This window comes from Salana multivorans (assembly GCF_003751805.1).
Taxonomy (GTDB): Bacteria; Actinomycetota; Actinomycetes; order Actinomycetales; family Beutenbergiaceae; genus Salana; species Salana multivorans.
In genome coordinates this window covers 756,212-780,976 of sequence record NZ_RKHQ01000001.1, presented here as the reverse complement: position 1 = coordinate 780,976, position 24,765 = coordinate 756,212, and the positions used below count along the sequence as shown (strand labels likewise).

The 24,765-nt window shown below is 74.0% G+C and carries 18 protein-coding genes; 14 read left to right on the top strand and 4 right to left on the bottom strand.

Translation table 11 applies throughout. The annotated features are described in order from the left end of the window. The first annotated feature begins 78 nt into the window (after window positions 1-78). The 13 genes from EDD28_RS03610 to EDD28_RS03550 all read left to right on the top strand — a co-directional run bounded on the left by EDD28_RS03610 (window position 79) and on the right by EDD28_RS03550 (window position 19,450). Window positions 79-1,395 carry an extracellular solute-binding protein gene (locus EDD28_RS03610; RefSeq protein WP_123738372.1) on the top strand — a complete coding sequence of 439 codons (1,317 nt, stop codon included), beginning with the start codon at window positions 79-81 and terminating at the stop codon, window positions 1,393-1,395. Between the two features lie 71 nt (window positions 1,396-1,466). Beyond that, window positions 1,467-2,345, top strand: a complete 879-nt coding sequence (locus EDD28_RS03605) for a carbohydrate ABC transporter permease (protein WP_123738371.1) — start codon at window positions 1,467-1,469, stop codon at window positions 2,343-2,345. Continuing rightward, the gene (locus EDD28_RS03600; RefSeq protein ID WP_123738370.1) at window positions 2,342-3,265 is read left to right on the top strand and encodes a carbohydrate ABC transporter permease; all 924 of its coding nucleotides are present in this window, start codon (window positions 2,342-2,344) and stop codon (window positions 3,263-3,265) included. The genes EDD28_RS03605 and EDD28_RS03600 overlap by 4 nt, the downstream gene beginning before the upstream one ends. Beyond that, a complete protein-coding gene (locus tag EDD28_RS03595; RefSeq protein WP_123738369.1) occupies window positions 3,262-4,557 on the top strand; it encodes a glycoside hydrolase 5 family protein in 1,296 nt (431 codons plus the stop codon). The genes EDD28_RS03600 and EDD28_RS03595 overlap by 4 nt, the downstream gene beginning before the upstream one ends. 162 nt (window positions 4,558-4,719) lie before the next feature. Further along, complete coding sequence (locus EDD28_RS03590; protein WP_123738368.1) at window positions 4,720-7,776, top strand: alpha-mannosidase; 3,057 nt, start codon at window positions 4,720-4,722, stop codon at window positions 7,774-7,776. A 13-nt stretch (window positions 7,777-7,789) separates the two neighbouring features. Beyond that, on the top strand, window positions 7,790-11,071 hold the full coding sequence (locus EDD28_RS03585) for a GH92 family glycosyl hydrolase (RefSeq protein WP_123738367.1): 3,282 nt from the start codon (window positions 7,790-7,792) through the stop codon (window positions 11,069-11,071). 564 nt (window positions 11,072-11,635) lie between these two features. Then, window positions 11,636-12,376 (top strand): response regulator transcription factor, encoded by a 741-nt coding sequence (locus tag EDD28_RS03580; protein WP_123738366.1) that lies wholly within the window; start codon window positions 11,636-11,638, stop codon window positions 12,374-12,376. Beyond that, window positions 12,373-14,085 (top strand): sensor histidine kinase, encoded by a 1,713-nt coding sequence (locus EDD28_RS03575; protein WP_123738365.1) that lies wholly within the window; start codon window positions 12,373-12,375, stop codon window positions 14,083-14,085. Before EDD28_RS03580 ends, EDD28_RS03575 begins: the two co-directional genes overlap by 4 nt. Before the next feature lie 31 nt (window positions 14,086-14,116). After that, window positions 14,117-16,015 (top strand): pantoate--beta-alanine ligase, encoded by a 1,899-nt coding sequence (gene panC, locus EDD28_RS18190; protein WP_123738364.1) that lies wholly within the window; start codon window positions 14,117-14,119, stop codon window positions 16,013-16,015. Beyond that, window positions 16,008-17,561, top strand: a complete 1,554-nt coding sequence (gene lysS / locus EDD28_RS03565) for a lysine--tRNA ligase (protein ID WP_170169338.1) — start codon at window positions 16,008-16,010, stop codon at window positions 17,559-17,561. Before panC ends, lysS begins: the two co-directional genes overlap by 8 nt. Before the next feature lie 166 nt (window positions 17,562-17,727). Next, window positions 17,728-18,102: a hypothetical protein gene (locus tag EDD28_RS03560; RefSeq protein WP_123738363.1), complete on the top strand. Its 375-nt coding sequence runs from the start codon at window positions 17,728-17,730 to the stop codon at window positions 18,100-18,102. A 126-nt stretch (window positions 18,103-18,228) separates the two neighbouring features. Then, a complete protein-coding gene (locus EDD28_RS03555) occupies window positions 18,229-18,558 on the top strand; it encodes a histone-like nucleoid-structuring protein Lsr2 (protein ID WP_123738362.1) in 330 nt (109 codons plus the stop codon). A gap of 154 nt (window positions 18,559-18,712) precedes the next feature. After that, window positions 18,713-19,450 (top strand): phosphoglyceromutase, encoded by a 738-nt coding sequence (locus tag EDD28_RS03550; protein WP_123739904.1) that lies wholly within the window; start codon window positions 18,713-18,715, stop codon window positions 19,448-19,450. A gap of 143 nt (window positions 19,451-19,593) precedes the next feature. Here EDD28_RS03550 and EDD28_RS03545 read toward each other — a convergent pair whose 3' ends face one another. The 4 genes from EDD28_RS03545 to EDD28_RS03530 all read right to left on the bottom strand — a co-directional run bounded on the left by EDD28_RS03545 (window position 19,594) and on the right by EDD28_RS03530 (window position 23,512). Next, a complete protein-coding gene (locus tag EDD28_RS03545) occupies window positions 19,594-20,634 on the bottom strand; it encodes a Gfo/Idh/MocA family protein (RefSeq protein WP_123738361.1) in 1,041 nt (346 codons plus the stop codon). After that, a complete protein-coding gene (locus EDD28_RS03540) occupies window positions 20,627-21,445 on the bottom strand; it encodes an IclR family transcriptional regulator (RefSeq protein ID WP_123738360.1) in 819 nt (272 codons plus the stop codon). Before EDD28_RS03540 ends, EDD28_RS03545 begins: the two co-directional genes overlap by 8 nt. A 109-nt stretch (window positions 21,446-21,554) precedes the next feature. Continuing rightward, a complete protein-coding gene (locus EDD28_RS03535; protein ID WP_170169337.1) occupies window positions 21,555-22,316 on the bottom strand; it encodes an MBL fold metallo-hydrolase in 762 nt (253 codons plus the stop codon). After that, window positions 22,313-23,512, bottom strand: a complete 1,200-nt coding sequence (locus EDD28_RS03530) for a M20 family metallopeptidase (protein WP_170169336.1) — start codon at window positions 23,510-23,512, stop codon at window positions 22,313-22,315. Before EDD28_RS03530 ends, EDD28_RS03535 begins: the two co-directional genes overlap by 4 nt. Window positions 23,513-23,630: 118 nt before the next feature. Between EDD28_RS03530 and EDD28_RS03525 the strand changes: the two genes are divergently transcribed. Beyond that, complete coding sequence (locus tag EDD28_RS03525; protein WP_170169335.1) at window positions 23,631-24,758, top strand: threonine synthase; 1,128 nt, start codon at window positions 23,631-23,633, stop codon at window positions 24,756-24,758. Window positions 24,759-24,765: the final 7 nt, after the last annotated feature.

Sequence of the window (24,765 nt, the reverse complement as noted above, 5' to 3'; positions counted from 1 at the left end):
CGGGCGTCACCTCAACTGAAGCGCGTCAGTCCTACGGGTAGATCCGCGGGTCCGGCGCCACAAACGAAGGAGTTTGAGATGGTGCAGACGCAGGCTGCTCGCACGCGGATCGGACGCGGCGTCGCCGTGCTCGCTGCCGCGGGCCTCGCGCTCGGAATGGCCGCGTGCGGCGACGGCGGCGGCGGTGGCGGCTCCACGTCCGGCGGCGACGGCGGCGGTGACGGCGAGATCACCGGGTCGATCACGTTCCAGACCTGGTCGCTCACCCCGACCTTCCAGGACTACCTCGACGGCGTCATCGCGGCGTTCGAGGAGGCCCACCCGGGGGCGAAGGTGACGCTCCAGGACCAGCCGGGTGACGGGTACGACCAGAAGGTCCTCACCCAGGCCGCGTCGAACTCGCTGCCCGACGTCATCAACCTGCCCCCCGACTTCGCCCTGCCGCTCGCGAAGGTCGACATGCTCGACAACCTGGCCGAGTCGGACCCCGGCATGGGCGACGTCTACGTGGCCGGCGGTATCGAGGCCTACCAGTTCCCGGGCCTCGACGGCACGTGGGCCTACCCGTGGTACCTCAACACGGACATCAACTACTGGAACACCGAGCTCATGACCGCGTGCGGCCTCGACCCGGCAAAGCTGCCGACGACCGACGCCGAGCTCTTCGACCAGGCGAAGACCTACAGCGAGAACTGCACGGACAGCTACCTCATGAGCCGCGCGCCGGGGGTCGAGGACTTCGCCCGCGCCGGCATCGAGGTCATCAACGCCGAGGGCACCGAGTTCACGTTCGCCACGCCGGAGGCCGCTGAGATCGTCGAGCGCTACGTCACGGCGTACCAGGAGGGCCTGCTGCCGAACTCGGTCCTGAACGACGACTACCTGGGCAACTCGACGATGTTCACCCAGGGCCAGGTCGCGTGGTCGACGGGTGGTGCCCCGGCGTACGCGAACTTCACCAAGGACAACCCCAGCCTGGAGGGCAAGATCGCCATCAACGCGGCGCTCGACGTCCCCTCGCTCTACGTCCAGGGCGTCGGCGTCTCGGCCCAGAGCAAGAACATCGCGACGGCCCGCGCCTTCGCGCAGTTCGTCACCAACGCCGACAACCAGAACGCCTTCGGCAAGATCGTGAGCGTCTTCCCGTCCACGATCGCCTCGGCGGACGACCCGTACTTCTCGGAGTCGGACGGCACGGTGAACGGTGACGCCAAGGTTCTCGCGTTCGAGTCGCTGAGCCGCGCGAAGGCGCTCATCCCGGTGCAGTTCAACTCGTCGATGGGCACGATCCTTCGCCAGCAGATCTCGCTCGCGATGCGCGGCGACATCCCGGCCGCCGACGCGCTCGATGCGGCGCAGAAGGAGATCAACCAGATGCTCGCGGACCAGGCCTGAGCACGTCGTGACCGTCCTGCGGTGACCGCGTCGCGCGGTCACCGCAGGGCCACCACTCGACGGAGAAACCGATGAAAGCACATCGCTGGTATGCGCCGTGGGTGCTCGTGGCGCCCGCGCTCCTGTGGCTGTTCGTCTTCACGATCTGGCCCTCGCTCAACACGATCCGCCTCTCCTTCACCAACGCGAAGCCGCTCGGCGGGAGCTTCAGCTGGGTCGGCGGGGCCAACTTCACCCGTCTGCTCGACGACCCCCAGCTCGGCCGGGCGCTGTTCAACAGCCTCTTCTTCATGGTGGTCTGCCTGCCGCTGCTGACGCTGCTCCCGCTGCTGCTCGCGGTCCTCGTCGAGAAGCCGCTGCGAGGGATCGCGTTCTTCCGCGTGGCCTACTACACGCCCGTCATCGCATCGGCCGTCGTCGTCGGCCTCATCTGGACCTGGCTGCTCAACGACCGAGGGATCTTCAACACGATCCTGCAGTCGATGAGGGTCATCTCCGAGCCGCTGCCGTTCCTGACCGAGCGCTGGCTCATCATCCTGAGCGCGGTCGCGGTGACCGTGTGGAAGGGGCTGGGCTACTACATGATCATCTACCTGGCCGCGCTCGGGAACATCGGCAAGGACCTGCACGAGGCGGCCTCGATGGACGGCGCCAACGCGGTCCGCCGGTTCTTCGCCGTGACCGTCCCCGGCGTGCGCAGCACGATGACGCTCATCGCGATGCTCATCTGCGTCGCGGCGCTGCGGGTGTTCTCCGAGATCTACGTCCTCACCGGCGGGACCGGTGGGGCCGGCGGCGAGGCGATGACGCTCGTCATGCTGATCCAGCGGTACTCCGGCGGGTTCGAGGGCAACCTCGGCTACGCCGCGGCACTGTCGATCGTCCTCTTCCTCGTCACCCTCGTCCCGATGGGGGCCATCGCCATCTACAACAGGAGGCAGGACTCATGAGCGTCCCGACGGCAGACAAGGCCCTCGAGGTCGACCTCCTGGAGACCAGGGCGGTCGGCGACCCCAAGCGCAAGCGGAAGAGCCTGAGCTTCGACTCGGTCTCCACGGGGGAGAAGGTCCTCCGGTACGTCTTCCTCGTCGTCATGCTCGTCGTGGCGGTGGGACCGTTCCTCTGGCAGTTCTCGACCTCGCTCAAGGGACCGCTGGAGGACATCTACTCCGCGAGCCTCTCGCTCATCCCCTCCCAGCCGACCATCGACAACTACATCGCGGTGTGGGACGCGATCCCGGTCTGGAAGTACATCGGGAACTCGCTCCTGGTGGCCGCGCTCGCGGTGGGCGGCAACGTGGTCTTCACCACGATGGCTGGCTTCGCGGTCGCGCGGATGAAGTTCGCCGGGAAGGGCTTCGTGATCGCCTGCTTCATGGGCGTCCTCATCCTCCCGGGCGAGGCGACGATCATCGCCCAGTTCGTGACGATCAAGAACCTCGGTCTCGCCGACCAGCTCCTCGGCGTCGCCCTGCCGGGCATGGTCGGGGCGCTCAACGTGCTCCTCATGTGGAACGCCTTCCGGATCATCCCCAAGGAGATCGACGAGGCGGCCGTCGTCGACGGCGCGACGGTGTGGAGCCGGCTCAAGGACATCCACCTGCCCGCCGTGCGCGGCACGATGGCCGTCATCGCGATCTTCGCGTTCATCGGCGCGTGGGACGACTTCCTGTGGCCCCTCATCGTGCTGACGACGCCGGACCGGTTCACCCTCACCATCGGGCTGCAGTACCTCGCCGGGACGTTCTCCACCAACCAGCGGATCATCGCCGCCGGCACGATGGTCGCGTTCATCCCGATCGCCATCCTGTTCGCCTCCCTCCAGCGCTACTTCTTCATGGGCGTCGAGGAAGGCGGCGTCAAGGGATGAGGTTCGGCGTCAACTACACCCCGTCCCAGGGGTGGTTCCACTCGTGGCTCGATCTCGACCACGCGGCGATCGCGCGCGACTTCGCCCAGATCGCCGGACTCGGCCTCGATCACGTGCGGATCTTCCCGCTGTGGCCGATCGTCCAGCCCAACCGCACGCTCGTGCGGTCGGCGGCCCTGCGGGAGATCCGCGAGGTGGTCGACCTCGCGGGCGAGGCGGGCCTCGACGTGGAGGTTGACGCGATCCAGGGGCACCTGTCCAGCTTCGACTTCCTGCCGAGCTGGCTCGCGACCTGGCACGACCGGAACATGTTCACGTCCCCGGACGTGGTCGGCTCCCTCGCCGACTACGTCCGGGCCGTGAGCTCCAGCGTCGCGGACGCGCCCAACCTGCTCGGGGTCTCGGTGGGCAACGAGGTCAACCAGTTCGCCGCGCGACCTCACCCGCACCCGCACGAGGCCGCTCCCGCGCAGGTCACGCACTGGCTCGACGCCATGATCGGGGCCGCGCGGGAGGGGCTGGGCGGGGCCGCTCCGGCGGCCGGCGTCACGCACTCGATGTACGACGCGTCCTGGTACGACGACCGCCAGCCGTTCCTGCCCGACCACGCCGCCGAGCTGGGCGACCTCACCGTCACCCACTCGTGGGTGTTCAACGGGGCGGCCCAGCGCCACGGCCCGCTCGGCTCCGGCTCGGTCCGGCACGCCGAGTACCTCCTGCGGCTCTCGGCGGCCTGGCACCGCGACCCGGACCGTCGGCTGTGGCTGCAGGAGGTCGGGGCGCCGACCAACGTCGTCCCGGTCGACGACGCGCCCGAGTTCGTCGAGCGCACCGTGCGGAACGCGGCGACCGTCCCCGGGCTGTGGGGCATCACCTGGTGGTGCTCCCACGACGTCGCCGGCTCGCTGGCCGACTTCCCGCCGCTCGAGTACGACCTCGGCCTGCTCACCAGCGACGGCGAGGTCAAGCCGACGGGACGCCGCTTCGCCGAGCTGGCCGAGCGTCGCGACGAGCTCGTCCCGACGACCGGTCCTGGCCCGGCGCTCGTGCTCGACGACTCCGACCCGGCAACCTATCGGGCCCAGCTCGGCCCGGGCGGGAGCTTCTTCGAGGCGTGGAACGCCGCGGCGAGCGAGACGGGCGCCGGGCCCCGCGTCGTCCTGCGCAGCAGACTCGCCGAGGGGCTCGATCTGGACGCCCGGGGGATCGTAGAGTTGCGGCCGGTGGCCGTGGCCGCACCCGAGCCGATCGACGTGCTCCACCCCGCGGTGACCCCGACGCCGGCTCTCTAGCGGCCCACCGGCGGCACGAGCGGTCCGTCCGACCCGTCCCGGCGGCACCGGCCGGCACCACCCCGCCGCAGCACCCCAGCACCACCCGTCCCAGCACCATCCAGCACCACTGCGCACCACCCCGTTCCCGCACCGCCAGCACCACTTTCTCCGGAGGAATCCGTGCACGACGACATCGAGCTCACGCGCGGCCGCGTCCGCCGTGTGCTCACCGAGCGCATCGTCCCCGCCATCCATGGGGCTCGCGCCGAGGTCGAGCTCGCCTGGCACGAGCTGGACGGCGAACCCGTCCCGCCGGCCGACGGCCTCGCCCTCGACTACACGCCAACCGAGGTCGGCACTCCGTGGGGACCGGCGTGGGGCACGACGTGGTTCCGCGTCACGGGGACCGTCCCGCGGGAGTGGGCCGGGCGGCGGGTCGAGCTGCTCGCCGACCTCGGGTTCGACGTCAACATGACGGGGTTCCAGGCCGAGGCGCTCGTCTACCGTCCGGACGGCACCCCGGTGAAGTCGCTCAACCCCCGCAACCAATACGTCACGGTGGCCCGGGAGGCCGAGGGCGGCGAGCGCGTCGAGCTCTACCTCGAGGCGGCGTCCAACCCCGTCCTGCTCGACTACCACCCCTTCCTGCCCACGCGGGAGGGTGATGTCCGCACGTCGTCGCCCCGCCAGCTCTACCGGACCCGGACCATCGAGCTCGGCGTGTTCGAGCCCGAGGTGTTCGAGCTGGCGATGGACCTCGACGTGCTGCTCGAGCTCCAGGCGGAGCTGCCCCAGGGACCGCGCCGCGCCAGGATCCAGCAGGGTCTCGACGACGCGCTCGACGTCCTCGACCTCCAGGACGTCGCCGGGACGGCCGCGCGCTCCCGCGCGGTCCTCGCGCCGGTCCTGGCCGCGAGCGCCGGCGAGTCGGAGCACCGCATCTCGGCGGTCGGGCACGCCCACATCGACTCGGCGTGGCTGTGGCCCGTCCGGGAGACGATCCGCAAGGTGGCCAGGACGTCGTCGTCGATGGCCGAGCTGATCGACGAGACGGACGACTTCGTCTTCGGCATGTCGAGCGCGCAGCAGTACGCGTGGCTCAAGGAGCACCGGCCCGAGGTCTACGCGCGGGTCAAGGACGCCGTGGCCGCCGGTCGGTTCCTCCCGCTGGGCGGCATGTGGGTCGAGAGCGACACCGTCATGCCGAGCGGTGAGGCGCTCGTGCGCCAGCTCGTCTACGGCCAGCAGTTCTTCGAGACCGAGTTCGGCATGCGCTGCAAGGGCGTGTGGCTGCCGGACAGCTTCGGCTACTCCCCGGCCCTGCCGCAGCTCATCGTCCGCGCCGGCTTCGACTGGTTCTTCACGCAGAAGATCTCGTGGAACCAGGTCAACGTCTTCCCGCACCACACCTTCCTGTGGGAGGGGATCGACGGCAGCCGCGTGTTCACGCACTTCCCGCCGATGGACACCTACAACTCCCAGCTCTCGGGGATGGAGGTCGCGAAGGCCTCGCGCCAGTTCCGGGAGTCCCGCGTCGCGACCGGCTCGATCGCCCCGGTCGGCTGGGGCGACGGCGGCGGTGGCACGACGCGTGAGATGGTCGGCCGGGCCGCGCGCCTGCGCGACCTCGAGGGCAGCGCCCGCGTCGCGTGGGAGCACCCCGACGCGTTCTACGAGCGGGCGATGGCCGAGCTGTCCGAGCCGCCGGTGTGGGTCGGGGAGCTCTACCTCGAGCTGCACCGCGCGACGCTCACCTCCCAGCACCGCACGAAGCAGGGCAACCGCCGGTGCGAGTGGCTGCTCGCTGAGGCCGAGCTGTGGTCGACCCAGGCGGCGCTCGAGGCGGACCACGCCTTCCCGCACGACGAGCTCGAGGCGCTGTGGCGCCAGGTGCTGCTCCAGCAGTTCCACGACATCCTCCCGGGCACCTCGATCGCGTGGGTGCACCGCGAGGCCGTCGCCGAGTACGAGCGGATCGAGGCCGCGGCGACCGAGCTGATCGAGCGGGCGCTGGCCGCGCTGGTCGGTGCCGGCGACCGCGAGATCGCCGTCAACCCGGCCGCGTTCGACCGCGGCGCGGTCCCGGCGGGCGGTGCGCTGCCCCGGGAGGAGGTCGCCGCCGCCTCGGGCGACGTCGCGCCCGTCACCCTGGTCGATGACGGGGACGGCGGGTTCGTCCTGGCCAACGGCCTCGTCGAGGTGCGCGTCAGCGCCCAGGGGACGGTCACGTCCGCCCGTGACCTCGCGACCGGCCACGACGTCATCGCGCCGGGCGCCGAGGGCAACCTGTTCCAGCTCCACCAGGACTTCCCCAACATGTGGGACGCCTGGGACGTCGACCGGCACTACCGCAACATGATGACGGTGCTGCGCAAGGACGCGACGCTCACGGGCGAGCTGGTGGACGGACGCGCCGTCCTCACGCTGACGCGCCCGTTCTCGGCCTCCTCGCTCACGCAGGCCATCGTCCTCGAGCCGGGCTCGCGGACCGTGCTGTTCGAGACCGAGGTCGACTGGCACGAGACCGAGAAGTTCCTCAAGGTCGCGTTCCCGCTCGACGTCCGCGCCGCGGAGACGCTCGCCGAGACCCAGTACGGCTACCAGCGGCGCGTCACGCACACGAACACGAGCTGGGAGGCCGCGAAGTTCGAGGCCTCGATGCACCGGTACGTGCTGGCGGCCGAGGAGTCGGCACCGGGCGAGGCCATCGGCGCTGCCCTGGTCAACGACTCGCTCTACGGCCACGACGTCACGCGCGACGCGTCCGGCGCCGACGTGACGACGACGATGCGGCTCTCGCTCCTGCGCGCGCCGCGCTTCCCCGACCCGGAGACGGACCAGGGCGTCCAGACGATGACCTACGGGCTCGTCGTCGGGGCGGACGTCGCGGCGGCGACGTCCGCCGGGGCGCTGCTGAGCTCTCCGGAGCGGGTGGTGCGCGGCGAGCACGGCATCCGCCCGCTGGTCGTCACGACCGGTGACGGCGTCGTCCTGTCGAACGTCACGCTGGCCCACGACCGCTCCGGCGACGTCGTGGTCCGGGTGTACGAGGCGTACGGGCGTCGTGCCCGCGGCACGCTGACGGTCCGCGGCGAGTTCGCCTCGGTCGACGAGGTCTCGTTGCTGGAGGACTCGATCGGCGGGGTCGACGGGGCCGACCTCAGCGGCGGCCACGCGTCGATCGACCTGACGCTGCGGCCGTTCGAGGTCCGCACGCTCCGACTCGCTCGCGCCTGAGCCCCGCGGTCCGATGAGCACCGATCTCGACCCGTCCGCGCACCCGGTCCAGCCGTTCCGGGCGTCGACGCCGACCCTGCTGGACGCCGGGCGGCGCACCGTCACCATCGCCGAGGGCGCCTGGCCCGTCACGCCGTCGACCCGGCTGAGCTACCGGGTGCGGCCCGAGCTGGACGACGACCTCGCCGTCCGCCCGTCGACGTTCGTCGCCGTGGACGCCGAGCTCGACGACGGGACGCTGCTCAGCTCCCTCGGCGCCCGCGACCACCGGGGCTTCGCCCTGACCCCGGCCGGTCAGGGCGAGGCCGAGGTGCTCTACCCGCGGCAGTGGAACCACGTCGAGTGCGCGGTGGGGGCCGTGGCCGCCGGGCGCACCGTCGTCCGGCTGCTCGGCGTGCTCGACCCGCCCGACCCGGCGGCCGGGTCCACCCTCGGCTCGGCCGCCGGGTCGCGGGTGGCGGCGCTGCTCGCCGACGTCCGTCTCGACCCGGAGCCGCCGGCGCGGGTCGGGGACGACGGCCGGGTGGCCGTCGAGGACGTCGTCGACCTCGTCGACACGCGTCGCGGGACGAACGCCGGCCCGGTGTTCTCGCGCGGCAACACGATCCCGGCGGCCGCGGTGCCGAACGGCTTCACGCTCGTCACGCCGATGACCACGTGGTCGTGCGACTGGCCGTACGCGTGGCACGACGACCCGTCCACGCGCCCCGTGCTGCGCGGGATCGCGCTCGCGCACCAGCCGAGCCCGTGGATGGGCGACCGCGACCAGCTCGTGCTCGCACCGTCCTGGGGAGCCGCCGACGACGGGCTGGCCGACGACGGGCTGGCCGACGACGGGCCGGCCGCCGGCACGTTCTCCCACGACGCCGAGGTCGCCCGCCCCCACAGCTACGAGGTCGTCCTCGACTCCGGCGCGCGGGTCACGGCCGTGCCGTCCGACCACGGCGCGCTGCTCCGCCTCGCCCCGCCGGCCGCTGCTGGGGCCGGTGAGACGGAGCTGCGCCTCGAGCTCGGCACCGTCGACCAGGACTGCTCGTTCCAGCTCGACACCGCGACCTCGACCGTGCGCGGCTGGGTCGACGGCGGGAGCCGGCTCAGCGTCGGCGTGAGCCGGATGTTCGTCGTCGCTCGCGTCGAGATCCCCGACGGCGAGCCCGTTCGCGGCGGCGCCCGCGACGGCGGGCCCGGCCGGGCGCCGGGCCACCGCGTCGTCGTCGTGCCGGGCGGCGGTGCGACGGTCCGTGTCGGCACCTCCTTCCTGAGCATCGCGCAGGCCGAGCACGCCCTCGACCTCGAGCTGGGCGATGCCACGCCCCAGGAGCAGGCCGCCCGCGTGCGGGCGGCCTGGACCGAGCGGCTCGGGGTGCTGGAGCTCGCCGGCGCGCGCCGGGAGGAGCTGGTGAGCGCCTACGGCGGGCTCTACCGGGTCAACCTCTACCCGACCGCCCACCACGAGAACGTCGGGACCGCCGAGGCCCCGGAGCACGTCCACGCCAGCCCCGTGCTGCCCGCGGCGTCGGCCTCGACCGATACCGAGACCGGCGCAACGATCCGCCCGGGGCGCGCCTACGTCAACCACGGCTTCTGGGACACCTACCGGACCGTGTGGCCGCTCTACGCGCTCGTGTACCCCGACCTGGCGGCCGAGCTGGCCGACGGGTTCGTCGAGATGTTCCGCTCGGCCGGGTGGACCTCGCGCTGGCCGTCGCCCGGCTACGCGGACCTCATGACGGGGACGAGCTCGGACGTCGCCTTCGCCGACCTCGCCGTCAAGGGCGTGCCGCTGCTCGACCCCGTCGCGACGTACCGCGCGGGGCTGCGCAACGCGACGGCGCTGCCGCCGTCGCCGGCGGTCGGGCGCAAGGACCTGCGCGAGGGTGCCTACCGCGGCTTCCCCTCCTCGGCGCTGCACGAGGCGGTGTCCTGGGCGGTCGAGGCGGCGCTGAACGACGCGGCGCTCGCGGCGCAGGCCGAGCTGCTCGCGGCGGACGCCGACGTGCCGGCGCGCGACGTCGAGCGCCTGCGCACCGAGGCCCGCTACCTGCGGCGACGCTCGCTCGCCTATCGCGCCGGGTTCGACGCGGCCACGGGCTTCTTCCGGTCCCGCGACGCCGGTGGCGCCCTCGCCGACGGGTTCGACCCGCTCTCCTGGGGCGGCGACTACACCGAGACGAACGCCTGGAGCTACGCCTTCCCGGCGCCGCACGACGGTGCCGGCCTCGCCGCCCTGCACGGCGGGCCGGACGGGCTCGGCGCCCGGCTCGACGAGTACCTCGCGACCCCGGAGCTCGCGGACCGGCCGGGCAGCTACGACGACGTCATCCACGAGATGACCGAGGCCCGCGACGTCCGCCGCGGTCAGCTCGGCCTCAGCAACCAGCCGGCGCACCACATCCCGTTCATGTATGCGTTCGCCCGCCGGCCGGGAGACGCGTCGGCGCTCGTCCGCGACGCGCTGCGCCGGCTGTTCGGCGGGTCCGAGCTCGGCCAGGGGTACCCCGGCGACGAGGACGACGGCGAGATGTCCGCCTGGTACCTGTGGGCGCTGACGGGGCTGTACCCGCTGCAGGTCGGGGCGCCGCGGTACGTGCTCACGGCGCCCGGCGTGCCGCGCGTGACGTGGCACCTGCCGGGCGGTGACCTCGTCGTCTCCGCTGAGCCGGGTGAGGCCGGCGACGCGTGCGATGCCGGTGACGCGGGTGATGCCGGCGGCGCGGTCGGCGCCGAGGGCCGGGTCGCGTTCGACGCGGCGACGCGGATCGCCGGGCTGCGGGTGGACGGTCGCGCGCACGACGCGTCGTGGCTCGCGCACGAGGCGGTGGCCAGCGGCGCCCACCTCGACGTCGAGGTGACGGCGGGGCCGTCGGCCTGGGCGACCGGTGCCGACGCCGTCCCGCCGTCCGTCGAGGGCTGGCGGGAGGGACCGTGGCGCGACCTCGCCCGCGGTGGCGGAACGCTCACGGACGACGAGGTCGGCCGGAGCGTGGTCGCGCTCGGACCGGACGGAGCCGGAGGCGTCTGCGAGATCGACGGGGCGGACGGGGCGATGGTCCCGGCGCTGTACACGCTGACGTGCGGGCCGGACCCGACCGCGGCTCCGCGCTCGTGGCGGTGCGAGGCGTCGGTCGACGGTGCGGCGTGGACGGTCCTCGACGAACGGCTCGACGAGGCGTTCGACTGGCCGTGGCAGCTGCGCCCGTTCGCGTTCGGCCGTCCCGTGCCTCCCGGCGCGCGCTGGTTCCGCCTCGTGGCGCTCACACCGGGCGAGGTCGCGCAGCTCCAGCTCCTCGGCTGAGCCGACGGCGGCGATGTGTGCCTCGCGTCCGAGATGCGTCGTGTGCGTCGGACTCGTCGGGGGTCGACGGAGCTCTGACCAGGCGCGACGCTCGAGGTCGGGTGATCGCGATGCGACGTGCACGAATCCACTGCGACTCCATCCGCCCCGGCGCCCCCGGTCGGGCACCCCATCGCCCCTGACGGCCTGACGGCCTGACGGCCCGGCGCCTCGGCGATCCGGAGACCCGGCGACCCAACGCCTCGGCGACCCGGCGGCACTGTGTCGCGCGAGCTCCGCGCCAGCGGTTCGGAGTGCCCTCGGTCCCGCGACCGGCCGAGTTCGCACACGTCGCTTCTCCCGTCGCCGGCCCGGTGCCCTGACCAGGCACGATGCTGAGGGCCGCCCCCTCGCGATCCGACGCCCACGACGCTTCTCGAACACCGACGGTGCCGCCAGGATCGAGCACCGACGGTGCCGCCAGGATCGAGCCCCGACCGCGCTCCAGGATCGGTCCGCCCATCGCACAGCAAGGTCACAGGAACGGCTCAGCCGGCCCAGGGGCTCGGCCTGCATGATGGACGCATGACGAACCCTGACCAGGCCGGCGCGACGGCCGACGTCCTCACGCGCACCGACGGCTCGCCCCTGCGAGTCCTCGTCGTGGACGACGAGGACTCGCTCCGCGAGCTGCTCGCCTCGGTGCTGCGGTACGAGGGCTGGCGGGTCGACACGGCGGCCGACGGTCACCAGGCGCTCCGGATCGCCCGGGAGCTGGACCCGGACGTCGTCGTGCTCGACGTCATGATGCCCGGCATCGACGGCTTCGAGGTCCTGCGTCGGCTCCGCACGACGAGCCGGGTCCCCGTGCTGTTCCTCACGGCGCGCGACGCGCTCGCCGACCGCGTCCACGGGCTCACCGCCGGCGGCGACGACTACGTGACGAAGCCGTTCAGCCTGGAGGAGGTCGTCGCCCGGCTGCGCGCCCTTCTGCGCCGCTCGGGCGCGCTCGCGCAGCGCCCCGACGCCGTCCTGGAGGTCGGCGACCTCACCCTCGACGAGGACTCGCACGAGGTGCGCCGCGGCGGGGATGAGATCACGCTCACCGCGACCGAGTTCGAGCTGCTGCGCTACCTCATGCGCAACCCCCGCCGTGTGCTCAGCAAGGCGCAGATCCTCGACCACGTGTGGCAGTACGACTTCGGCGGGCAGGCGAACATCGTCGAGCTCTACATCTCCTACCTGCGGCGGAAGATCGACGCGGGCCGCGAGCCGATGATCCACACCCTGCGCGGCGCGGGGTACGTCCTCAAGCCGGCGACGTGACCGCGGCCCTGCCCGGTCGTCGGCCACCGCGGCGCCTGCGCACCCAGCTCACGGCCGTCGTCGTGCTGACGGCGCTCGCGCTGGCGCTCGCGCTCGGGCTCGTCTCGACGCTCGCGCTGCGCTCGTCGCTGCTGGAACGGATCGACGCCCAGCTCGTCGCCGCGAGCGACCGCGGACGCGACGTGCTGCCGTCCGGCGGCACGCCCGTCCCGCTCCCCACGCCCGACGCGGCCGGCCCGGCCGGCGACGACCCGACGGGCGACGGCCCGGTCGGTGACGACCCGGCCGCCGGCGACCAGGGCGACGGCCCGACGCCGAACGGCTTCCCGGGCACCGGCATCCCGCCGGGCCTCGCGGTGCGGGGGCAGGCGGCCGGGACCGTCGTCGTCGAGGTCCGCGGCGGTGAGGTGGTCGACGCCGGCTACCTCGACGAGACCGGCGCCGTCGTCGAGCTGACGGCCGAGCAGGCCGACGCGCTGCTCGCGGCCACCGCCCAGCCGGGGTGGGTCGACGTGCCGGGTCTCGGGCGCTACCGCGCCGTCGCCGCCGAGCGGCCGACCCGTCCGGCCGGCGGCGCTGACGACGCGGGCTCGACGGGCGACGTCGCCGTGACCGCGCTGCCCTGGTCGGACGCGGCCGCGACGCTCGAGCGCTACGTCGTCGTCGAGGTGATCGTCGGCTCGCTCGCCGTCGTGCTCGCCGCGCTCGCCGCGACCGCCGTCGTGCGGCGCTCGCTTCGTCCGCTCGACCGCGTCGCCGCCACCGCCCAGCGCGTCTCCGAGCTGCCGCTGGACCGCGGTGCGGCCGAGATCGCCGAGCGCGTCCCCGCCCGCGACACCGACGAGCGCACCGAGATCGGCATGGTCGGCGCCGCGGTCAACCGGATGCTCGGGCACGTCGAGAGCTCGCTCGCCGCGCGGCACGCCTCCGAGCTCAAGGTGCGCGCGTTCGTCGCCGACGCGAGCCACGAGCTGCGCACCCCGCTCGCCTCGATCCGCGGCTACTCCGAGCTCGTGCTGCGCCGCGACCGCTCGGGCCGGGGGACCGACGCCGGAGCCGTCCACCTGGACGACGCCACGCGGCACGCCGTCGAGCGGATCGCGTCCGAGGGCGGGCGGATGCAGGGACTCGTCGAGGACCTGCTCCTCCTCGCGCGCCTCGACGCGGGGCGCGAGCTCGAGCTCGCGCCCGTCGACCTGGTCGCCGTCGTTGCCGAGGTGGTGAGCGACGCGCACGCCGCCGGGCCGCGCCACCTCTGGCAGCTCGACCTGCCCGGCGACGGCGACACCGACGCCGGTGACGACGCCGACGTCGACCGCGACACCGACCCCGACATCGGCGACCTGCCCCTGGTCCTCGCCGACGAGGCGCGGCTGCGCCAGGTGCTCGTCAACCTCACCGCGAACGCGCGCGTGCACACGCCGCCGGGGACCCGGGTCCGCGTCGGCGTCGCGGCGGACCCGGCGGCCCGCGAGGTCCTCGTCTCCGTCCGCGACGACGGCCCCGGCATCCCGCCCGAGCTCGCCGACACGCTGTTCGACCGGTTCACCCGCGGCGAGACTTCCCGCACCCGCGACGCCGACTCGCCGTCGTCGACCGGCCTGGGGCTCGCGATCGCCGAGGCCATCGTCGAGGCGCACGGCGGCAGCATCACGGTGCGCTCGGTCCCGGGCGACACCTGCGTCGAGGTCCGGCTGCCGGCCGCCTGACCCGCGCCCCGGAACGGGGCAGGATGGTCCGGTGAACTCGAGCAGCACCAAGCCCGGCCGGCTCGCCGTCGGCATCCTCGGGGCCGGCCGCGTCGGCGCCGTCCTCGGCAACGCGCTGCGGGCGGAGGGACACGAGGTCGTCGCGGTCTCGGGCGCCTCGCCCGAGACCCGCGAGCGCGTCGAGGCACTCCTGCCCGGCGTGCCCCTGCTCGACCTCGTCGAGGTCGCCCGCCGCGCCGACCTCGTCCTCGTGTGCGTCCCGGACGACGCGATCGCCGACGTCGTCGCCTGGGTCGCCCAGCAGGGCGGCTTCCGTCCGGGTCAGCTCGTCGTCCACACCAGCGGCCGGCACGGTACCGGCGTCCTGCGTCCGGCGCTCGCGGCCGGTGCGATCCCGCTCGCGATCCACCCGGCGATGACGTTCACGGGCACGTCGCTCGACCTCGCCCGCCTCGTCGGCACCCCGTTCGCCGTCACCGCCGCCGCGCCGGTCCAGCCGATCGGCCAGGCCCTCGTCGTCGAGCTCGGCGGCGAGCCCGTGCTCCTGCCGGAGGACAGCCGCGCCGGCTACCACGCGGCCCTCGCGCACGCGAGCAACCACCTCGTGACGCTGCTGGTCCAGGCCCAGGAGATCCTGCGCGCCGCCGGCGTCACCGGCACGGCGCCGAGCGGGGAGGAGCAGGACGCGGCCGGCGGGCTGCTCGGGCCGCTCGCGCGGGCCGCGCTCGACGGCGCGCTCGGCTCGGGCGCCGCCGCGCTCACGGGCCCGGTCAGCCGCGGCGACGCGGGCACCGTCGCCGAGCACCTCGCGGCGATCGAGGCCCTCGTCGGACCCGACGGCGCGGAGCGCGCGCTGCTCACCTACCGCGCCCTCGCGGACGCGACCGCCGTGCTCGCGGAGCACGAGCGGCGGATCGACCCCGACCGGGCCGCTGCGATCCGCCGCCTGCTCCGGGAGAGCGAGGACGCCGGTGACGCGGCCGGCGTCGGCACCGGCGTCCAGCCGGCGAGCGTCGCCGTCCTCCACACGATCACCGACCTGCGGGCGGCACGCCGGCGCCTGGCCGGAACGGTCGCCGTCGTCCCGACGATGGGGGCGCTCCACGAGGGGCACCTCGCCCTCGTCCGGGCGGCGCGCGGCGTGGCCGACCACGTCGTCGTCACCGTGTTCGTCAACCCGACACAGTTCGGCGACCCCGGCGACCTCGCCGCCTACCCGCGCACGCTCGACGCTGACGTCGCGTCGCTCGCCGCCCTCGGCGCGGACGCGCCGGACCTCGTCTTCGCGCCGAGTGCGCACGAGATGTACCCCGAGGGTGCGACCCGGGTGACGATCGACCCCGGGCCGGTCGCGAACGCGCTCGAGGGGGCCTCCCGCCCGGGGCACTTCGCCGGCGTGCTCACGGTCGTGTCGAAGCTGTTCCACCTCGTTCGGCCGGACGTCGCCGTGTTCGGGCAGAAGGACGCGCAGCAGCTCGCGCTCGTCCAGCGGATGGTGCGCGACCTCGATCTCGACCTGTGGGTGCTCGAGGTGCCGATCGTTCGCGAGCCGGACGGGCTGGCGCTCTCCAGCCGGAACGTCCGCCTCACCCCGGACGGCCGGCGACGCGCCCTCGCGCTGTCCAGGTCCGTCGCCGTCGCGCAGCGGCTCGCGGCGGCCGGGGCGGACCTGGCCCAGGTGCTCGCGGCGGCGCGGGCCGAGCTGGACGACGTCGAGGTCGACTACGCGACCGTCGTCGATCCGGAGACGTACCTGGAGCTGCGTCCCGACGTGACCGGTGATCGGCGCGCCGGGACGGATGCCGTCGGGCCCGGCGGTCGCGCGGCCGAGCCGCGCTACGTCGTCGCCGCGCTGGTCGACGGCGTCCGGCTCATCGACAACGGACCCGTCGCTCTCGGGTCCGGCTCGGTATCCTCTCCGGGTGACTGAGCAGCCCTCCACCACGCCCGCACCCGCCGCCGAGGACGTCGAGACGATCGAGACGGAGCACCTCGACGCCGACCCCGAGCAGGTCCGGGTGCGCAAGGAGAAGCGCGAGCGCCTGCTGGCCTCCGGCCGCGAGCCCTACCCGGTGTCCGTCCCGGTCACCACGACGATCGCGGCGGTCCGCGAGGAGCACGCGGGCCTCGAGCCGGGCGAGGAGACGGACGTCGTCGTCGGCGTCGCGGGCCGGGTCATGCACCTGCGCAACACGGGCAGGCTGTGCTTCGCCGCGATCGCCGACGGCGAGGGCCGCACGCTCCAGGTGATGCTCTCCCTCGCCGAGGTCGGCGAGGACTCGCTGGCGGACTTCAAGGCCGACGTCGACCTCGGCGACTTCTTGTTCGCCCGGGGGCGCGTCATCTCCTCGCGCCGAGGCGAGCTGTCGATCATGGCGGACGGGTGGCAGCTCGCCGCCAAGTCGCTGCGCCCGCTCCCGACGCTGCACAAGGAGACGAGCGAGGAGACCCGCGTCCGGCGGCGGTACCTCGACCTCATCGCGCGCCCCGAGGCGCGGGACATGGTGCGGGTCCGGGCCGGCGTCGTGCGCTCGCTGCGCGACTCCTTCCACCGTCGGGGCTACCTCGAGGTGGAGACGCCGATCCTGCAGACGCAGGCCGGCGGCGCGGCGGCGCGGCCGTTCGTCACGCACATGAACGCGTTCGACGTCGACCTCGTCATGCGGATCGCGACCGAGCTGTTCCTCAAGCAGGCGGTGGTCGGCGGGGTCGAGCGCGTCTTCGAGATCGGGCGGCAGTTCCGCAACGAGGGCGTCGACTCCTCGCACAGCCCCGAGTTCTCCTCGCTCGAGGCGTACGAGGCCTGGTCGGACTACGACGGGATGGCCGTCCTCACGCGCGAGCTCGTCCAGGAGGCGGCGCAGGAGGTGTTCGGCTCGACGACCGTGACGCTCGCCGACGGCACCGAGTACGACCTCGGCGGGGAGTGGACGACGCTCTCGCTCTACGACGCCGTCAGCTCCGCGCTCGGTGAGGCCGTGACGCCCGAGACGCAGCTGGACACGCTCGTCGAGTACGCCGAGCGGGTCGGGCTCGAGGTCGCGACGACGAAGGCGCCGACCCCCGGCAAGCTCGTCGAGCTGCTGTTCGAGCACCTCGTGGGCGACCACCTGGTGGCGCCGACGTTCGTGCGGGACTTCCCGGTCGACACCTCGCCGCTGACCCGGGCGCACCGCTCGCGGCCGGGGATGACCGAGAAGTGGGACCTGTACGTGCGCGGGTTCGAGCTCGCGACCGCCTACTCCGAGCTCATCGACCCGGTCGTGCAGCGCGAGCGGTTCGAGGCGCAGGCCCTCCTGGCCGCCGCGGGCGACCCCGAGGCGATGCACGTCGACGAGGACTTCCTGCGCGCCGTCGAGCACGCGCTCCCGCCGCTCGGCGGGATGGGCATGGGAATCGACCGGCTGCTCATGGCGCTCACCGGTCGCGGTATCCGAGAGACCATCCTGTTCCCGCTGGTGAAGCCGACGGCATAGAAACCGAGTAGCCGACCGAATTGTCGGCCGGTTCCCGCTGCATCCTGATTCCATCTTTCCGCTACCCCGAGGTGGCGCACTGATGCGCATCACCCGCTGGGTGCGGACGACGGCGGGGCGAGGCCGCGGCCCGCCCGGCGTCGCGGCGCGCGGTTAGGCTGGGGGCATGTGGGACGACCTCGGGACCTCGCTCGGCGCACTCATCCCGTCGATCGGGGTGCTCGCCGTCTTCCTCCTCGTCGTGCGGGCCATGGTGCTGGCGGATCGGCGGGAACGCAGCCAGCGGCTGCGCGAGGAGGCCCTGCTCGACCGCGAGCTGCGTGAGCGAGCCGCAGGCGAGGCCGCGCCGGGCGGGCCCGGCGCGAGTGGCGTCGCCGACGCCGAAGCCGTCGCTGACGGCCGGGTGGGCGTCGACCCGGCCGGCGGGGCGGCGGAGCCCGGCGCGAGCGGGGTCGCGCCCGTGGAGCCCGGCGTTCCGGTCGCGGCGGCATTCCCAGCCGACTCCCAGAATCGCGAGCCGGTCGCCGGCGACAATCGTTAGCCGCGAGAATTACGGCCCCCGTCGCGCGACACCTTCTCGAGAGATTGCCCCGGGTGTTTGACATTCTGCTTGCACAGGGGGATTGTTGACCCGTTCGTGCACAATCCCTATTACTGGAGGCGACACATGGTGCAGAAGATCAGCTACGTCCTCATCGACGACATTGACGGCGGCGAGGCGGCGGAGTCCGTCACGTTCGGCCTCGACGGTGTGACGTACGAGATCGATCTGTCCGTCGAGAATGCGGCCAAGCTGCGCGAGGACCTCGCGGGCTGGATCGGCGCGGCCCGCCGCAGCGGTGGTCGTCGCGGTGCGACGCCCGCGCGGGGCAAGGCACGCTCGTCCAGCGGTGATGCGGCGGCGATCCGCGCCTGGGCGCAGGCCAACGGCCACACGGTCAGCCCGCGCGGGCGCATCCCCGCGGAGATCCGCGCCGCGTACGAGGCGGCCAACTGACGTCTCGTCAGGCGTTCGACACGCGCTCGATGGCCCGGCCGGCTCACCCGGCCGGGCCATCGTCGTTCCGTCGTCGTTCCCGGGGCGCGACCGCGGGTGACCACTGGGTAGAACGGCCCGTCCGCCGCTCGGGGAGTGCGCCATGATGGTGACCATGACGTACACCCTTGTCCTGCTCCGCCACGGCGAGAGCGACTGGAACGCGAAGAACCTCTTCACCGGCTGGGTCGACGTGCCCCTGTCGGAGAAGGGCGTCGAGGAGGCCGCGCGCGGCGGCCGGCTCCTCGCCGAGAACGGCGTCCTGCCCGACGTCGTCCACACCTCCCTCCTGCGCCGCGCGATCACGACGGCGAACCTGGCCCTCAACGAGGCCGACCGCCACTGGATCCCCGTCAAGCGCTCCTGGCGGCTCAACGAGCGTCACTACGGTGCGCTCCAGGGCAAGGACAAGAAGCAGACGCTCGAGGAGTACGGCGAGGAGCAGTTCATGCTCTGGCGCCGCTCCTACGACGTGCCGCCGCCGGACATCGAGCTCGGCTCCGAGTTCTCCCAGGACGGCGACCCGCGCTACGCCGGTGAGGCCATCCCGCGCGCCGAGGCGCTCAAGCAGGTCCTCGACCGCGCGCTCCCGTACTGGGAGGCCGAGATCGTCCCCGACCTCAAGGCCGGCAAGACCGTCCTCGTCGCGGCGCACGGCAACTCGCTGCGCGCGCTGGTCAAGCACCTCGACGGGATCGACGACGCCACGATCGCCGGGCTCAACATCCCCACGGGCATCCCGCTGGTCTACGAGCTCGACGAGAACCTGGTGCCCGTGACGAAGGGCGGGACGTACCTCGACCCCGAGGCCGCCGCCGACGCCATCAAGGCCGTCGCCAACCAGGGACGCTGACCCCGGGGCGATCGCCCGGGTCGACCCCGGGGCGATCTCGCCCGCCGGACCCGAGGGGCCGGACGCCGCACCGGCGTCCGGCCCCTCGGCCGTCCGGCGCGTCCGGCGCGCGGGCCGTGTCCGCCGCGTCAGGGGATGCCGCGCTACCCCGGGATCGTCACGACCGCGCCCGACTCGGCCGACTCGACGATGGCCGCGGCGAGCTCGACGCTCCACAGCGCCTCGCGGTGCGGCATCCGCGCGGGCGGGCGCTCGCCGCGGAACACCGCGAGCGCCTCGGCGACCTCGGCGGCCAGCGCTCCGCCGACGCGCCCCGCCACCTCCGGCCACAGGGTGAGGTCGGGGGTCGTCGCGCCGGTGTCGGTCCACTCCGTGAGCGAGTCGTTGACCAGGCGCTGCTTCGCCACGCCCCGGGAGCCGATCACCTCGCACTCGGCCGCGATGGTCCCGTCCAGCTCGAGGACCCCGGCGAGCGTCCCCGGCGCGCCGTCGGGGACCGCCCAGGCCGACTCGATCGTCGCGGTGACCCCCGAGTCGAAGGCGACCAGCGCCGAGACGACGCTCGCGGCCGCCCGGCCGGCGGCTGCGCTGCGCTGGGCGACGACGCGCACCGGCCGCGCCGAGGCCAGGTAGATCGCGAGGTCGACGTCGTGGATGCACGACTCCCAGACCGGGTCGACCCGGTCGCCGAACGACTCGAACCAGGCGCGGGAGAAGTCGCGCCGCAGGCGCAGGGTCCACAGCGTGCCAAGCCGGCCCGCGTCGACGGCGTCGCGCAGGCGGACGTAGGGCTGGGCGAACCGGGAGACGTGGCCAGCGAACGCCGTCAGGCCGCGGGCCTCCGCGGTCGCGACGACGGCGGCCGCGTCGGCCGGCCGCATCGCGAACGGCTTCTCGACGAACACGTGGCACCCGGCCCGGAGCGCCTCGAGGGCCAGGGGAACGTGGGTGTCCTCGGTCGAGGCGACGACCACGGCGTCGGCCGACCCGGGCCGGAGGACCTCGGACAGGTCCGAGCCGAAGGAGGCGCCGTGGCGCGCGGCCAGCGCCTCGGCACGCCTCGCGTCCGGGTCGACGACGCCGACGATCCGCGCGCCGGCCTCGCTCCAGGTGCGGGCGTGGAGCGCGCCGAAGCGACCGGCGCCGGCCAGGACGACGCGCGTGGGACCGGCGACGTCAGCCATCGGAGCGGTCGTCGGTCGGCAGGTCCGGGCCGTTGGCCGGGTGGCCGAGCGCCGAGGAGACCCGGTCGGCCGAGGCCCTGACCAGTCCCCCCAGCTCCTCGCGGCGCTCCCGGTCGAACCGCACGGCGGGGACGGCGACGTCGATCGCCGCGATGGCGGCGCCCTCGCTGTCGAAGATCGGCGCACCGAGCGCGACGATGCCCGGTGCCGACTCCCCGTCGTCGATGGAGTAGCCGCGCTCGCGCGTCCGGTCGAGCTCCTCGGGGTCCCACGCGGGGAGCGGCCCGAGCTGCGCCTCGCTCGCCGTGACGACCTGGCGGACGACCTCGGCGGGGGAGTTGGCGAGGAGCGCCCGGCCCAGCGCCGTCGTCAGCGCCGGAGCCGTCCCGCCGATCCGCGTCATGACCTGGACGGGGTGCGTCGAGCCCAGCTTGTCGACGTACACGATGTGCGGCGCGGCGAGCGTCCCGAGGTGGCACGCCTCGCCGGTCGCGTCGCGCAGCTCCGAGAGGACCGGGAGGGCCTCGACGCGGAAGTCGAGGCCGCCGAGGAACCCCCGCGCGAGCACCAGGGTGGCGGGACCGAGCGCGTGCCTGCCGTCGACGGTCTCGCGCGTGAGGCGGTGACGCCGCAGCGCGCCGAGCAGCCGGTGCGCCGTCGGGGCGGAGATGTCCGTCCCTCGCGCGAGGTCGGTGAGACTCGTCCCCGTCGGCGAGGCGGCGAGCGCGAGCAGGATGCGGATCGTCCGGTCGACGGCGCGCAGGCCGTCGGGTCCGCTCCGTCGTCCGGGGCCGTCGGTCGGCTGGTTCACGCATCGACTCCTCTGGTCTGGTTGGCCGTCGTCGACGACATGGTGGCACGGTGGCGGGCTGCTCCGGCGCCGCGCGCGGCGCCGGCGGGACGGGGTCGAGGCGCGGCCGTCACAGGCCGTACCCGGGTGCCGGCAGGTGGTTGGGCGGCGGCAGGAGCGCGGCGAACGACGCGGCCGCGCGCCGGAGGTCGGCGCCGGCCCCGCCGAGCACGACCGCCCCGTGGCCGGGGAGCAGGTCGTCGACGTCCCGGCTGGCGAGGTGGGCGACCGTCTCCGCGTAGGCGAGCGGCCGGCAGTCGGCGATCGCCTGGATCGCGATGCGCCCGCCGGCGAAGACGACGTCGCCGGCCAGCAGCGACGAGCGACCCTCCCGCGTGAGCAGCACGGCGACGTGGCCGTCGCAGTGACCGGGGGTGTCGAGCACCTCGAGCGTCCCCCACGCGAGCGGGAGGGTCGCGGGCGCCGGCTCGACCGTCGGGGCCGGGGCGAGCGCGAGATCCGGGGGGTAGACCCCGGCGGTGCGAGCCCGGGCGAGGCTGGTCGCCTCGTCGTCACCCACGCGGAGCGCCGCGCCGGTGACGGGGCTGGCGAGCACGCGCAGACCCCGGTCCAGCGCCGCGGCCGCGCCCCCGGCGTGGTCGGCGTGGTAGTGCGTCACCACCAGTCCCGAGAGCCCCGCGGGGTCCGCCACCTCGGCGACGTTGCCGAGCCACCGGTCGGAGCCGAGTCCCGTGCCCGCGTCGACCAGCCAGCCCTCCCCGTCCCGCCACAGCAGGTACTGGGCGCAGTCGTGGCGGTCGGTGAACGCCGGCGACCCGGGGTCGCAGCTCCCGACCAGCCAGATGTCGGGCGCGACCTCGACGGCGCTCACGCCTCGGCCCCCGCCAGGTAGTGCCGGGCGAGGGCGTCGTAGATCGCCACCGCCTCGTCGAGCTGGCCGACCCCGACGCGCTCGTTCGCCCCGTGCGCGGAGCTGATCCAGCCCGGGCCGAGGCTCGCGATGGTCGGGATGCCGCCGGTGCCGAGGAACGACGTCGCGTCGGTCGCCCCGGGGAACGCCGTGAACGGCGCGGGGGCGCCGAGCACCTCGGCGGTCGCGACGCGCGCGGCCCGGGCGACCGCCGCGCCCGGGGACAGCTCGACCGCGTCGATCCACCCCTGGGCCGAGTCCTTGTAGCGGATGTCCGCGTGGGCGCGGTCGCCGACGACCTCCTCGACCAGGGCGGCCACCTCGGCGTGCAGGACGCGCTGGTCCATCCCCGGCACGAGGCGGATCTCGATCCCGATGCTGCACCACCCGGGCCAGACGCCCCAGCTCACCCCCGAGCGCGCGAAGATGCCCGGGTTCACGGTCGGCGCGCAGGCCACCTCGCCGGGCGTGGTGACGGTGGGGCGGAACTCCTCGAACGCGTGGAGCAGGTCGGCGGCGACGAGGGTCGCGTTGCGGCCGAGGATGGGGGAGAGGCCGGAGTGGCCCTGCGTCGTCGTGATCTCGACGTCGAAGCAGCACAGCCCGCGGGAGACCAGGTGGATGCCCTCCCACGCCCGGGTGATCCCGCTGGGCTCGCCGATCACGACGGCGTCGAGCGGCGGGAGCAGACCCGCCTCCACGAGCGCCTTGGCCCCGGCGTCGGACCCCTGCTCCTCGTCGGCGCTCAGGAGCAGCGTGACGCGTCCGGTGGCCGTGGCCGGCCCGGTCGCGAGGCGGTCGAGCGCGACCATCATGGCCGCGACACCGCCCTTCATGTCCGTGACACCGAGACCGTAGGCGTCGTCGCCGTCGACGGTGAGCTCGAGCGGCGGCGTGCGCCACTGGGCGAGGGCGTCGCCGATCGGCTTGGTGTCGAGGTGACCGGACAGACCGAGGTGGCGCTCGCCGCCGAGGTCGAGCGTGACGAGGACGTTCGGGCGTCCGGCCACGGGCTCCAGCACCGTCGTCGCGTAGCCGCGCCGGGTGGCCCAGTCGTGGACGAAGCGCGCGATCTCGGGCTCGAGGGCCCCGGGATTCTGCGAGTCGATCTCGACCAGCGCTCGGGTGAGCTCGAGCACGTCCACGACGACCTCCACGGTGAGAGTCGGATGAGAGGGCCTCGGCTGACAGGTGACAACCGGGCGACCGTGCGTCATGCTAGCTTTTGGAATCCGCTTCCACAAGGAAGCTCCCGCGACGGCGAGGGAGAGCGGCATGGTGAGGACGGCGCGTCCGTGGCGTCTGGTCTGCGTCGAGTGCGACCGGGCGACCGACGACGTCGCCTACGAGTGCCCGGACTGCGCCGGGACGCTGCTCGCCGCCCCGGAGCCGCCCGTCTCGCGCGGCCGGGCCGACCTCCTGGTCGACGTCGGCGAGTGCGTCGACCTCGGGCAGGGTGACACACCGCTGGTCCCGGTCGCGGGGCGCCCCGGCGTCCTGGCCAAGCTCGAGTCGCTCAACCCGACGCTGTCGTTCAAGGACCGGGCGATGTCGCTCGGCGCGGCGCTCGCGGTCCGGCTCGGGGCGCGCGGCCTCGTCGTCGCGTCGACGGGGAACGCCGCCGTCTCCGCCGCGGCCTACGCCGCCGCGGCGGGGCTGCGCTGCCGGGTGGTCGTCGGCTCCGCCTCGCACGCCGGGCGCAAGCTGGCGGCCTGCGCCGCCTACGGTGCCGAGGTGGCCGAGGTCGAGGGGGACTACTCGGACGCCTACGCGCGAGCGGCGGCGGAGGAGGGCGACGGCTGGGTCAACGTCTCGACCACCTACCGCAACCCGATCCTGGCCGAGGCGTACCGGCTGATCGCGTTCGAGCTCCTCGACCAGCTCGGCGTCGAGCCCGCCGTCGTCGTCGTGCCGATCGGCGCCGGGCCGCTGCTGCGCGGGATCGAGCGGGGGTTCGCGGACGCCGTCTGCCTCGGCCTCGTGGCCAGGGTGCCGCGGCTGGTCGGAGTCCAGGCGGCGGCCATGGCGCCCATCGCGCGGTTCTGGGCCGGCGCGTCGCTCGCCGACCTGCGCGGGAGCTCGTGGTCGGCCACGTCGGCGACCGCGATCGCCGACCCCCTGCGCGGCTACGAGTCGGCGGCGGCCATCACGGCCGCCGCGGTCGGCAGGACGGGCGGGGAGGTGGTCGCCGTCGGCGAGGGCGCGATCAGCGAGGCCGTCGGCGAGCTCGCCGCCTCGGGCGTGTGGGTCGAGCCCGGGGCCGCGACGGCCCTCGCGGCGAGCGACGCCCTCGGCCTGGGCGGCGCGGGCGAGCGGCGCGGGACCGAGCGGCACGTCGACCCCGGTGGCCCGGTGGTCCTCATGCTGACGGGACACGGTGCGAAGGCGCAGGGCCCGGCGTGAGCCGGGG